General features: G+C 66.5%; 13 protein-coding genes and 1 pseudogene. 6 read left to right on the plus strand and 8 right to left on the minus strand.

The annotated features are described in order from the left end of the window. Positions 1–9: 9 nt before the first annotated feature. The 5 genes from ssuD to WKW80_RS04995 all read right to left on the minus strand — a co-directional run bounded on the left by ssuD (position 10) and on the right by WKW80_RS04995 (position 4,933). On the minus strand, positions 10–1,179 hold the full coding sequence (gene ssuD, locus WKW80_RS04975; protein ID WP_340362440.1) for an FMNH2-dependent alkanesulfonate monooxygenase: 1,170 nt from the start codon (positions 1,177–1,179) through the stop codon (positions 10–12). A gap of 10 nt (positions 1,180–1,189) precedes the next feature. Then, positions 1,190–2,164 (minus strand): aliphatic sulfonate ABC transporter substrate-binding protein, encoded by a 975-nt coding sequence (locus WKW80_RS04980; protein ID WP_340362441.1) that lies wholly within the window; start codon positions 2,162–2,164, stop codon positions 1,190–1,192. Further along, positions 2,161–3,114, minus strand: a complete 954-nt coding sequence (locus WKW80_RS04985; RefSeq protein ID WP_340362442.1) for a sulfonate ABC transporter substrate-binding protein — start codon at positions 3,112–3,114, stop codon at positions 2,161–2,163. The genes WKW80_RS04980 and WKW80_RS04985 overlap by 4 nt, the downstream gene beginning before the upstream one ends. A gap of 115 nt (positions 3,115–3,229) precedes the next feature. Then, on the minus strand, positions 3,230–3,814 hold the full coding sequence (gene ssuE, locus WKW80_RS04990; RefSeq protein ID WP_340362443.1) for an NADPH-dependent FMN reductase: 585 nt from the start codon (positions 3,812–3,814) through the stop codon (positions 3,230–3,232). Between the two features lie 90 nt (positions 3,815–3,904). Beyond that, positions 3,905–4,933, minus strand: a complete 1,029-nt coding sequence (locus WKW80_RS04995; RefSeq protein ID WP_340362444.1) for a sulfate ABC transporter substrate-binding protein — start codon at positions 4,931–4,933, stop codon at positions 3,905–3,907. 119 nt (positions 4,934–5,052) lie between these two features. Here WKW80_RS04995 and WKW80_RS05000 point away from each other — a divergent pair, with 119 nt between their 5' ends. Both WKW80_RS05000 and mnmC read left to right on the plus strand, forming a co-directional pair. Next, positions 5,053–5,325 (plus strand): oxidative damage protection protein, encoded by a 273-nt coding sequence (locus WKW80_RS05000; protein ID WP_340362445.1) that lies wholly within the window; start codon positions 5,053–5,055, stop codon positions 5,323–5,325. Positions 5,326–5,367: 42 nt separating this feature from the next. Next, on the plus strand, positions 5,368–7,194 hold the full coding sequence (gene mnmC / locus WKW80_RS05005) for a bifunctional tRNA (5-methylaminomethyl-2-thiouridine)(34)-methyltransferase MnmC2/FAD-dependent 5-carboxymethylaminomethyl-2-thiouridine(34) oxidoreductase MnmC1 (RefSeq protein ID WP_340362446.1): 1,827 nt from the start codon (positions 5,368–5,370) through the stop codon (positions 7,192–7,194). Between the two features lie 414 nt (positions 7,195–7,608). Here mnmC and WKW80_RS05010 read toward each other — a convergent pair whose 3' ends face one another. Further along, complete coding sequence (locus WKW80_RS05010) at positions 7,609–8,238, minus strand: trimeric intracellular cation channel family protein (protein WP_340362447.1); 630 nt, start codon at positions 8,236–8,238, stop codon at positions 7,609–7,611. Positions 8,239–8,309: 71 nt separating this feature from the next. Here WKW80_RS05010 and WKW80_RS05015 point away from each other — a divergent pair, with 71 nt between their 5' ends. The 4 genes and pseudogenes from WKW80_RS05015 (at position 8,310) to WKW80_RS05030 (ending at position 10,609) form a co-directional block, all read left to right on the plus strand. Next, a complete protein-coding gene (locus WKW80_RS05015; protein WP_340362448.1) occupies positions 8,310–9,239 on the plus strand; it encodes a transglutaminase family protein in 930 nt (309 codons plus the stop codon). Between the two features lie 66 nt (positions 9,240–9,305). Continuing rightward, positions 9,306–9,767, plus strand: coding sequence for an ArsR/SmtB family transcription factor (locus WKW80_RS05020; protein WP_340362449.1), 462 nt, complete (start codon positions 9,306–9,308; stop codon positions 9,765–9,767). Between the two features lie 11 nt (positions 9,768–9,778). Next, positions 9,779–10,114: pseudogene (locus tag WKW80_RS05025) on the plus strand (SRPBCC family protein); the annotation flags it as partial. Between the two features lie 21 nt (positions 10,115–10,135). Beyond that, on the plus strand, positions 10,136–10,609 hold the full coding sequence (locus tag WKW80_RS05030) for a VOC family protein (RefSeq protein ID WP_340362450.1): 474 nt from the start codon (positions 10,136–10,138) through the stop codon (positions 10,607–10,609). Between the two features lie 17 nt (positions 10,610–10,626). On the opposite strand, the gene WKW80_RS05035 is transcribed toward WKW80_RS05030, so the two are convergent. Next, entirely contained in the window at positions 10,627–11,520 is an 894-nt protein-coding gene (locus WKW80_RS05035) for a hypothetical protein (protein WP_340362451.1), read from the minus strand. A gap of 15 nt (positions 11,521–11,535) precedes the next feature. After that, positions 11,536–12,111: an adenylyl-sulfate kinase gene (cysC, locus tag WKW80_RS05040; protein ID WP_340362452.1), complete on the minus strand. Its 576-nt coding sequence runs from the start codon at positions 12,109–12,111 to the stop codon at positions 11,536–11,538. Between the last annotated feature and the right edge of the window lie 74 nt (positions 12,112–12,185).

A 12,185-nucleotide genomic window follows, 5' to 3' on the forward strand; every position in this document is an offset into this window, starting at 1 on the left:
GGCGCTTTTTCAACTTTGCGAATGCAGCCGCGAAGGCGCATCGAGATTGGCGACCACTTCGCCGAAAGGCCCGCCCAGCGTGCCGCCGCGCAATTGCGTCTTCGACCTCTTCGACAGCAACGGGAACACCAGCTCGGCGAAGCGATAAGCCTCTTCGAGGTGCGGATAGCCCGAGAGGATGAACTTGTCGAGCCCGAGCGCCGCGTACTCCTCGATGCGCGCGGCAACGGTCTTCGGATCACCCACCAGCGCGGTGCCCGCACCGCCCCGCACCAGGCCCACGCCGGCCCAGAGGTTCGGGGAAATCTCCAGATCGGCACGCGTGCGCTTCCTGCCGCCCGCATGCAGCGCGGCCATGCGGCGCTGCCCCTCGGAATCCATGCGCGCGAACGCGGCCTGCGCGCGATTCACGGTGTCGTCGTCGACTCGGCTGATCAGGTCTTCGGCCGCCTGCCATGCGGCTGCTTCGGTCTCGCGCACGATCACATGCAATCGAATACCGAACTCGACCGTGCGCCCTTTGCGCGCAGCCCGCGCCCGCACGTCGGCCACCTTCCTGGCCACCTCGGCCGGCGGCTCACCCCAGGTCAGGTAGGCCTCGACCTGCTCCGCGGCCAGCTCATGCGCGGCCTCCGAGGAGCCGCCGAAGTACACCGGCGGATACGGCCGCTGCACCGGCGGGAACAGCAGCTTCGCGCCCTTCACGCTCAGGTGCTTGCCCTCGAAGTCGAACGACTGGCTATCGTGGCTGCGCGCAAGCACTTCGCGCCAGATGCGGATGAATTCGGCCGACTGCTCATAGCGCGCCGCATGGTCCATGAACACGCCATCGCCTTCGAGCTCGGCCTGGTCGCCGCCAGTAACGAGGTTGACCAGCAACCGCCCGCCCGAGAGCCTGTCGAAGGTCGCTGCCATCCGCGCAGCCAGGCTCGGCTGATGCAGGCCCGGCCGCACCGCAACCAGGAACTTGAGCTTGCGCGTGGCGCCGATCAGGCTCGACGCGATCACCCATGGGTCTTCGCACGAGCGGCCGGTCGGAATCAACACGCCTTCATAGCCGAGTTGGTCGGCGGCACCCGCGATCTGTTGGAGGTAGGCCAGGTCGACCTGCCGCGCACCTTCGGTGCTGCCGAGGTAGCGACTGTCGCCGTGCGTGGGGAGGAACCAGAAGATGTTCATCGAATTGCTTTCAGGGTTGTGCCGGACGCCAGACGACTTGCGACACGTTCACAGGCTTGGGAATCAGCCCCAGTTGAAAAAAGGCGTCCGCCACGCGTTGCTGGTCACGCACCGTGGCGCCCTGGATCGGGCCGGCTGGAGACGGCGGGCGGCGCTGCAGGAAAAGACTCACGACGCCCGCATCGAGCCCGCTGAAGTCGGCGATGAGCTTGATCGCGCCGGCCCGGTCCTGCTGCGTCAACCTGTCGGCACGCGTGAGGTCCTCGAACAACGCAGTGAGCACATCGGCATGCTGCTCGGTGAAGGCGCGCGACGCGAGATAGAACGAGTTGTTGCCGGACAGCCCGCGCCCGCTGGTCAGCACGCGCGGCTGGATGGCCAGTTCAGTCGCCGCATAGAACGGATCCCAGATCGCCCAGGCGTCGACGGCCTTGCGCTCGAAGGCGGCGCGCGCATCGGCCGGCGTGAGATACACGGGCTGGATGTCGGTCCACTTCAAGCCGGCCTTCTCCACCGCGCGCACCAGCAGGTAGTGCGCGCTCGAACCCTTCTGCAGCGCGACCTTCTTGCCGCGCAGGTCCGCCAGCGACTTCAGCGGCGAATCCCTCAGCACGAGGATGGCCGAGCTGTCCGGCTTCGAAGGCTCGGCGCCCACATAGAGCAAGTCCTTGCCGGCCGCCTGCGCGAACACCGGAGGCGAGTCGCCGGTGAGCCCGAATTCAAGGCTGCCGACCGCCAGCGCTTCGAGCAACTGCGGCCCCGCAGGGAATTCGATCCATGCGATCTTCGCGTTCGGATAGCGCTTTTCCAGCCAGCCCGATTGTTTGACGATGACCAGGTTGGCAGCGGACTTCTGATAGCCGATGCGCAGTTGCTGCAGCGGTTGCTGCGATGGGCCCGCGGCTTGAGCCAACGCGATCGGCCCGCCGACGCCCCACGCGCCTGCGCTGATCGCCAGCAACCGCAGGAGTTCGCGCCGCTTCATGCGACCCCCGCGCCAGCGGCCTCGAGCAAGTTGATCTTCTTCGGAATCAGCTTCAGCTCGAAGAAGGTGTCGGCGATCTGCTGCTGCTCGCCGAGGATGGCCCGGGTGATCGCCGACGTGCCATAGGCCGCGCGATTCACCGACACATCGACCACCGGCTTGGGCAGGCCCCACAGCGCCGACAGTTCGGCCGCATACGGCCCCTTGTTCGCGACGGCCCATTGGTCGAGCTTGTCGATCTCCTCGATCACGACCTTGATCACATCCTGGTTCTTTGCCACATACGGCAGCGACGAGAAGTAGTAGCCCCGGTTGCCGACCACGCCCTTGCCGTCGGCCAGCACGCGTGCACCGAGCGTGAGTTCGGCTGACGCGAGGAATGGATCCCAGATCACCCAGGCGTCGATCGAGCCCTTCTCGAACGCAGCCCGCGCATCGGGCGGCGGCAGGAAGACCAGGTTGAGATCGCTGTATCGCAGCCCCGCCTGCTCTGCCAGCTTGACGATGAAGTAGTGGACGTTGGAGCCCTTGTTCAGCGCGACCTTCTTCCCCTTGAGATCGGCAACGCTGCGGATCGCGGAATCCTTGTGCACCAGCACGGCCTCCGCACCGGGACGCGGCACGGTTGCAGCCACGTAGGCCAGCGGCGCGCCGGCAGCCTGCGCGAAGATCGGCGGCGCCTCGCCGACGTCGCCGAAGTCGATCGAGCCGACGTTCAGCGCCTCGAGTTGCACCGGCCCCGCATTGAACTCGGTCCAGGTCACCGCGACACCGAGCGGCGCGAGCCGCTTCTCCAGCGTCCCGCGCCCCTTGAGCACGCTGAGTGCGCCCTTCTGGTTGCCGACACGAAGCGTGCGGGTCGGGCTCTGCGCCAGCGCCGACGGCAGCGCGATGGCGGTGGCCGCGCCCCGGATCAGGCGGCGGCGTTGAATCGAAACGGATGAGGTCATGAAGTGTTCCTTCGGGCGTGCGTTGTCCCGCGCCGCGCGCTGGCGGCGAAAAAACCGGGACGATGAATGGAGGGAGGCAGCGACCGCCGCGCAACGAATCGGCGCGGCCACAGGGTCAAAAACTACATCGCACCCGCGAGAAATGCACCGGCTCGAAACCCCGCATCGGCGGCAGCTTCAGCCCTTCCGCGGCCAGCACTTCAGCCGCGTCGTCGAGCCGGTGCGCCAAGTCGTCATGCACGCGAAACTCACCTTGCGGCGTCGCCGTGATCTGCGCATCGGTCGCGTAGATGCCCGGCAGGATGTGCCGCGCCGCCAGCGCCTGCAGCACCGGCCGCAGCGCATAGTCGAGCGCCAGCATGTGGTTCGCGCTGCCGCCGGTGGCCAGCGGCAACACCGTCTTGCCTTTCAGCGCGCCTTGCGACAGCAAGTCGAGAAACACCTTCAGCACGCCGCTATACGCCGCCTTGTAGACCGGCGTGGCAACCACCACCACGCGCGCCTGTGCCACCTGGGCGATGGCATGCGCAATGGCAGGATGCTCCCACTCGGCCAGCAACAGCGGCTGGGCCGGAAGCTCACGGGCATTGACGCGCTCGATGCGCGCACCACGCTTCAGGAGCCGGCTTCCCACCGCTTCGAGCAATGCGGTGGAACGGGACGGCGCCGACGGGCTGCCGGCAATCAGGAGGACGGTCACGAGAAGCTGCTTTCCTGGAATTTCAGGGTGAGTTCACCCACGACGCCTGCTGCACAGGCGCATTTCGGTAGATAGGAAAAGGCGCGCGGCCTACTTCAGCTTCGCGGTGTAGATCTGGTCGAAGGAGCCGCCATCGGCGAAGTGCGCCTTGTCCGCCTTGGTCCAGCCGCCGAAGGCCTCGTCGATGGTGAACAGCGTCAGCTTGGGAAACTGCTTGTCGTACTTCACCTTGGCCTTGTCCGAGGTCGGGCGATAGTAGTTGCGGCCGGCGATGTCCTGGCCTTCGTCGGAATACAGGTACTTCAGGTATTCCTCGGCCACGGCCCGCGTGCCCTTCTTGTCGACCACCTTGTCGACCACCGTCACGGTCGGCTCGGCCAGGATGCTGATCGATGGCGCCACCACCTCGAACTTGTCGGCGCCGAATTCCTTCAGCGCCAGGTTGGCTTCGTTCTCCCAGGCCAGCAGCACGTCGCCCACGCCACGCTGCACGAAGGTGATGGTCGACCCGCGCGCGCCGGCGTCGAGCACCGGCACGTTCTTGTAGAGGCTGCCGACGAAGTCCTTCGCCTTCGCGTCGCCGCCGTACTTGCGCTTCGCAAACTCCCACGCGGCCAGGTAGTTCCAGCGCGCGCCGCCCGATGTCTTGGGGTTGGGCGTGATCACCTGAATGCCGGGCTTGACCAGGTCGTCCCAATCCTTGATGCCCTTCGGGTTGCCCTTCTTCACGAGGAACACGATGGTCGAGGTATAGGGCGCCGAGTTTTGCGGCAGGCGCTTTTGCCAGTCGGGCTTGACCAGGCCGCCGTGCGTCACCAGCGCCTCCGTGTCGCCGGCCAGTGCCAGCGTTGCCACGTCGGCGTCGATGCCGTCGATGATTGAGCGAGCCTGCTTGCCCGAACCGCCATGCGACTGCTTGATGACCACGTCCTGCCCGGTCTTGGCCTTCCAGTAGGCGGAGAAGGCCTTGTTGTAGTCCACGTACAGCTCACGCGTCGGGTCGTACGACACGTTCAGCAGGGTGACGGTCTGGGCGAACGACGGCAGCGCCGTCAGGGCCATGGCAGTGCCGAGAGTGGCGCCGAGGGAAAGCTTGATAAAGTCGCGGCGAAGGCTCATGGGGGTCTTTCGAAAGCAAATCTGCGGTTGAATACTGCGGATTCTGAGAGTCCCCTTAAAAAACTGGAACAACCGTTTTCTCAGTTCTTAATAGCCAAATCAACTAAAGGCAACCCCAAATGGCGCGAATGGTTCAGTGCGTAAAGCTCGGCAAGGAAGCCGAGGGACTCGATTTCCCCCCCTACCCCGGCGAGCTCGGCAAGCGCCTGTGGGAAAACGTCAGCAAGGAAGCCTGGGCCGCCTGGCTCAAGCAGCAGACGATGCTCGTCAATGAAAATCGCCTCAACCTTGCTGACCAGCGGGCGCGCGAGTACCTGAAGCGCCAGATGGAAAAGCACTTCTTCGGCGACGGCGCAGACGTCGCGCAGGGATACGTTCCGCCGACGAACTGAGCACTCCCGCGGGCTCCGCACGTTTCGGATCGCTCTCCGGCGATGGGTGAACCGATAACCTGGCGCCCTGACGGCGTTCCACGCAGCGAGCGATTCGACGACATCTATCACACGGAGACCGGCGCCCTCGCCCAGTCGCGCCATGTGTTCCTTGCCGGCTGCGGCCTTCCCGCAGCCTGGGCACATCAGCCGCAATGGCTGATTCTCGAAACCGGCTTCGGTTTTGGCTTCAATTTCCTGACAACGTTGCAGGCTTGGCTCGCTGACCCGGCGCGACCTCGCATGCTGCATTTCGTATCGATCGAGGCGCATCCGGTCGGCACGGAAGACCTGCTGCGCGCCGCTTCGGCCTACCCCGAACTGGCCGACCTCGCCCGGATGCTGGCGGCGCAATGGGTGGAATTGCTGCCCGGCTTTCACCGCATGAGCTTCGAAGGCGGCCACGTCCTGCTGACGCTGTGCATCGGCGACGTGCAAGCCATGCTGCGCGCGCAGCGCTTCGAGGCCGACAGCGTCTTCCTCGACGGCTTCAGCCCCGACCGCAATCCCGCGATGTGGTCGCCAGAGACGCTCAAGGCGGTCTCGCGATTCGCCAGGCGCGGCACCGGCATCGCAACCTGGACCATTGCGCGCGCCGTGCGCGATGCGTTGACCCAATGCGGGTTCCAGGTGAAGAAAGCGCCCGGACTGCCCCCCAAGCGCGACTGCCTGCGCGGAACCTTCGACCCGGCGTGGACGCCACGCCGCCGAACCCCCGCGGCCGAACGCGCCGTGCCAGGCCGATGCGCAGTGATCGGCGCTGGCCTCGCAGGCGCCGCCGTGGCCACAAGCCTTGCCCGGCGTGGCTGGCAGGTCGACGTATTCGACAAGGCCCATCACGCGGCGGCCGGCGCCTCGGGTTTGCCTGTGGGCATGCTCGCGCCGCACGTCTCGTCCGACGACGCCCTGCTCTCGCGGCTGACGCGCGCCGGCATCCGCGCGACCTGGCAGCAGTTGGAAACCCTGTTGTCAGAGGGCAGCGACTGGTGCGCGAGCGGCGTGCTGGAACGTCGCCCCGACGGCGACGTGCGCGTGCCGCCCGGCTGGTACGCCGATGGACCCAACCTCTCCTGGCCGGCGAGCGCATCGCAGGTCGACAGGATTCGGTTGCCCGAAAACGCCCCCGCGCTGTGGCACCGGCGCGCCGGATGGGTGCGACCACATGCGCTCGTGGCGGCGTGGCTCGAATCGCCGGGCGTTCATCTGCACACGGGTTGCGAGGTCGAGCGCATCGGGCCCTCGATGGCGGGTTGGTGCCTGTTCGGTGCCAACGATCGACTGCTGCGCGAGGCCGACCGCGTCGTGATCGCTGCGGGCTTCGAAAGCGGCCGCTTCATCGCATCGCTTCCGTTGCAACCCGTGCGCGGCCAGGTCGAATGGGGAACCGTGCCACCTGGCGCGACGTTGCCGACGACACCCGTCAACGGCGACGGCCACCTGATCGCCGGCGTGCCCTATGGCGACGACCTGCTGTGGCTCACGGGCGCGACCTTCGACCGCGACAGCGTCGACGTCGCACCTCGCCGCGACGATACCGATGCCAACCGCGAGCGCCTCGCCCGGCTGCATCCGGCAGCCGCATCGGCGCTGGCCGCAAGCTTCGAAGCCAACGCGCCCTGGACCGGCGTGCGCTGCGCCTCCGCCGACCGCAGGCCGCTGGTCGGCCCCGTGCCCGGCCCTCCTGGGCTCTGGGCCTGCACCGCATTGGGCTCGCGCGGCCTGAGCTTCGCTGCGCTGTGCGCGGAACTGTTGGCAGCGCAATGGCACGCGGAGCCGCTGCCGCTCCCCGCCACGCTGGCCAGGGCGCTCGATACGCGCCGAATGAACTGAAACACCCCCGATGCGCCTGCGGCGCCTCCCCCTCTAGGGCTCTAGGGGGCGCACCCGGCGGCCCGGCTAAGCCGGTTCCGCGGGGGAAATCAAGCACCCCCGAAGCGCCTGCGGCACTTCCCCCTCGAGGGGGCGCACCCAGCGGCCCGGCAAAGCCGGTTCCGCGGGTGCCCACGAACAGACTTCGCCGTGCTCGTCCTGGGTTCATGCGTCGCTGGTCCCGCGATTGCGTGGTGGAGATTGCGCACCCCCGAAGCGCCTGCGGCGCCTCCCCCTCGGGGGGCGATACCAGCGGCCCGGCGAAGCCGGTTCCGCGGTATCCCTGGCATTTGACCCGGTTTCGTGCGTCGAGGGTCACGCAATAGCGTGGTGGAAAACTGATTTGACAGGGCTGCCAGCTACCTCACGTTAGCTTTAGTCGTCGTCCGCCACGCTGGCAAACCGCGGCAAGTGCCAGTCATATCGCACCGCCAGGAAGCGCAATGCAAAGCACACGGCCAGCGCCACCGCCGTGCGCCAGTCCGAAGACCACAGCGCGCTGCGGCCATAGATTTCGATGAAGGCTGCCGCCAGCGCCGCCAGCGCGTAGATCTGCCCCTTGAGGATTGCCGGCACACGGTTCAGCAGGATGTCGCGCAGGATGCCACCACCCACCGCCGTCAGCATGCCGAGAAGTACCGATGCCTCGTTCGTCAGGCCGTACGCCAATGCCTTTTGCGCACCCGACACGGCGAAGAGCCCCAGACCCAGGCTGTCGAACAACACCACCGGAAGCTCCAGCCGCTCCCGCACGATGCGCGAATACATCGCCATCACGGCCGCCGTCGACGAGATCGCCATGTATCGCCAGTCGGAAATTCCGGCCGGTGGTACCGCGCCGATGCACAGGTCGCGCAGCACGCCACCGCCGCAGGCCACGATGAACGCGACCACCAGAATGCCGAAAACGTCGAGCCCCCGGGTGCGCGCCGCCACCGCGCCGCTGAACGCAAACGCGAAGGTGCCCGCGAAGTCGAGCAGGTTGAACAGGAAGTGAGGGGTCATGTGGGTGCCGCCAGTGGGTGCCGCGCATTCTGCCGTTGCGCGCACCGCAGCCCAAGCGTGGAGAATCCCGCATGGCCATCCGTTACGACATCCAGCACACCACCATCTACAGCTACAACCAGCCCGTGACCTTCGGGCTGCATCGTGTAATGTTCCGCCCGCGCGAAAGCCACGACCTGCGCGTGCTCGCGACCGATCTGCAGATCAGCCCGCAAGCCAATGTGCGGTTGATCCAGGACCCGCATTCCAATTCGGTCGCGCTGGTGCAACCGCTCGGCGAGGCGACCGAACTCAAGGTGGTGTGCTCCTTCACCATCGAACAGGTGCCGCCCCCTGTGGACTTTCTCAGCGAGCTGGACCCGGCTGCCGAGTTCCTGCCCTTTGCCTATTCCCTCGAAGACCGGGCCGACCTGGAGCACTACCTGCGACCGCATCACCCCGACCCCGACGGCACCCTGATTCGCTGGGCGCACCAATTCCTCTACACCGACGAGCCCAACGGCACGCGCGACGTGCTCGCCCGCATGAACGCGCACATCGGAAAGACCCTCATCTACAAGTCGCGCGACGAGGAAGGCACGCAGAGTCCGCTCGAAACCCTGAACCTCGGCACCGGCAGTTGCCGGGACTATGCGCTGCTCATGATGGAAGCCGCAAGGCGCCTCGGCGTGGCCACGCGGTTCGTCTCAGGCTACCTCTATGACGCGGCACTGGACAAGGCCGCCGCTTCGGTGGATGCAGAGGACGAGGACGGGGCCGCGGAGGCCGGCGTCACGGTGGGCGCGGGCTCCACGCACGCATGGCTGCATGCCTACCTGCCCGGCGCCGGCTGGGTCGCCTTCGACCCGACCAACAACCTCATGGGCAGCAGCCAGTTGATCCGCGTCGGCGTGGCGCGCGACCCGGCGCTGGCCACGCCCATTTCGGGAAGCTGGTTCGGCGAGCCCGATGCCTACGAAGGGTTGACCGCGACGGTGCAGGTCCGACGCGTCAGTGCCTGATTCACCCTGATCCAGAAACACCCGCGCGCTTGACAAGCCGCGTGCTTCGGCTCAACACTTAACCAAATGGTTCAGTTATCGGATCCCGATCTCGACCTGGTCTTCGCAGCCCTGGCCGACCGCACGCGGCGTGATGTGCTGATCGCTCTGGGCCAACGCGACCGGAGCGTCTCGGAGCTGGCGCAGCCACACGGCATGTCGCTCACCGGCTTCATGAAGCACCTGCGCGTGCTCGAAGCGGCGGGGCTGATTGCCCGTTCGAAGGAAGGTCGCGTGGTGCGCTGCGAGCTGTCGGCCGGACCATTGCAGGAGGCCGCGGTGTGGTTGTCCCACTATGAAAAGTTCTGGACCGCGCGACTCGATGCGCTGGGCCGCTATCTCTACCGCCAGGAAGAAGTCACCCCATGCCCGACTACAAGCCAGACTCCGGTGCCACCACCCGTGAACGCCCCGCTCTCCGCCTCGAGCGTGACTACCCGGTCCCGCCAGAAAAGGTCTGGCGCGCGTGGACCGACCCGCAAGCGCTAGTCGAATGGTTCGGCACCGGCGCGCCCGGCTCGGTGACGCTTGCCGAGACCGACGTGCGCATGGGCGGGCAATTCCGCATCGAGTTCCACACCCCCGACGGCGAACAGCACCGCGTGGGCGGCCGCTACCTTGACGTGGCGCCGTACCGCCGCCTGCAGTTCAGCTGGGCCTGGCGCAGCACGCCGGAGCGCGAGTCGCTGGTCACCATCGAACTCGCGAAGACGCCGACCGGCACGCACATGGACTTCATTCACACCCAGTTCTTCGACCAGGCCGCGCGCGACGGCCATGAAGGCGGCTGGATCCAGACCTTCGAAAAGCTCGCGCGCCACCTCCATCAACCCTGAACGGCAACAAAGGAAAGTCCGATGCAAAAGATCACCCCGTGCCTCTGGTTCGACGGCAACGCCGAAGAAGCGCTCAACTTCTACGCAAGCATCTTCAAGAACTCGCGCGTCTACGACGTCAAGCGCTACGGCGATGCCGGCCCCGGCCCCAAGGGTTCGGTGCTGGCCGCCAACGTCGAACTCGATGGGCAGCAATTCATGGCGCTGAATGGCGGGCCGATGTTCAAGTTCACGCCGGCGATCTCTCTCTTCGTGACCTGCGAGTCACAGGAAGAAGTCGACCACTACTGGAACAGGCTGCTCGAAGGCGGGCAACCCTCGCAATGCGGCTGGCTCAGCGACAGGTTCGGCGTGTCATGGCAGATCGTGCCCAGGGCGCTCGGCGAGATGCTGCAGGACAAGGATGCGGCGAAGGCCAATCGCGTGATGAAGGCCATGCTCAAGATGGTCAAGCTGGACATTGCGGCGCTCCGGCAGGCTTACGCCGAGGCCTGATCGATCGCCCCCTGGCGTCAGAGGCTCAAGTCGGGCCGCGCCAGTCGCCGCAATCCGTCGCGCATCCGGACCGCCATGCGCCGCAGCCGCGCCATCCGACCCTGCGCGATCGAACGCTGCAACTGTGCGAATTGCCGCTCGGCCTCGGCGGCACGCGCCCGAGCCCTGTCGAGCTCGCGCCGCAGCGCCACCCGGTCCAAGGCACCATGATCGGGAAAGCCCGGGCCGAGCGTGAACGTTCCACCAGCGCCCGCGAGTGGGCCGTTGGCGTCAACGGCCAGGTCGCGGCCGACCCGCACCTTGCCCGGCTCGGCCAGCCGCTGGTGCGCCTCGAGCGCCCGCGCACGCGAAACCTTGTCGCCGAGCACCGGCTGCAACTTGGCGCAGAGGTATTGCGCGTCCTCGACGAAGCGCGGGAAGTCGAGCAGCACGATCGGCACTTCCTTCTTCACCAGTGCATGCACGAGTTCATGGAACCCCACCGCGAGCAGGCGCGCCTGGTCGAGCGGATTCAACGAGTACACGATGCCCCCGGGCGTGGTGCCCCACGACTCCCAGAGCGTGCAGTCGTCCGGCACGGTCTCGATCGCGCAGCGCGCACGCAACTCGTTGAGGGTCCGGCTGGCCGCCGCTTCGACGATGCCGCGCATCGGCAGGATCACCGCGTCCACCACGATGTCGTCGCGGACGAGCAAGCGCTCCGCGTATTCGTAGAGCCAGGGCGACTTCAATACGTAGGGATGGTCGGCCGCTTGCATGGGCACGTCTTCCAGCCCGGCGTTGGCGTTCTCGTCGTATGTCGGGGTTGCGTGCTTGCCGATGTGCGTTTCCAGGCCGCACCCGTCCAGGTATTCGACCAGGAAGGTCGTGCCGGCGCGGCCGGTACCGCCGATGATCAAGTGATGTTTCATGAGGGGCGAACCGCGCTAGGCAACGGCCTGCCCTCCTTCGCTGATGGAGGAGAAGAGAAAATCTACCGCCGATGGCAGTTCGCATGTTGAGGTGTCGATTAGCAAGTCCGGATGAAGCGGCGGCTCGTAGGCATCCGAAACACCGGTGAAGCGCGCTATCTCGCCCCGCCGTGCACGTGCATAGAGCCCCTTCACGTCGCGCTGCTCGCACACCGCCATCGGCGTGTTGACGTAGACCTCCAGATACGCCGGCCCGATGATTTCCTTTGCCAGGCTGCGTTGCCCGCACAGGGGCGAGACCGCGGCAACGATGACGACGATGCCCTGGTCGCTGAGAAGGCGCGCGACATGCGCGATGCGGCGAATGTTCTCCAACCGGTCTTCCGGCCCAAACCCGAGGCCGTGACTCAGGCCGTCTCGAATGTCGTCGCCATCGAGAACGGCCACCGCCGCGCCATGCGAGACGAATCGTGTGCGCAGCCCTGCCGCCAATGTCGACTTGCCCGCCCCCGAAAGTCCTGTGAACCATGCCACGCGCGAAGTGGTTGAAACGAGGTTCAAGGGGAAGCGGGCGCGGGTGTCGGCTTGCATGGAGTGCTTGGCGGTGGCTGGGCACCCAAGAGACTAGGCACGCGTCTTGAACGTTTCCTTTCGCCCAGGTAAAG

This window comes from Variovorax humicola, assembly GCF_037889915.1.
In the GTDB taxonomy this organism is placed as follows: domain Bacteria; phylum Pseudomonadota; class Gammaproteobacteria; order Burkholderiales; family Burkholderiaceae_C; genus Variovorax; species Variovorax humicola.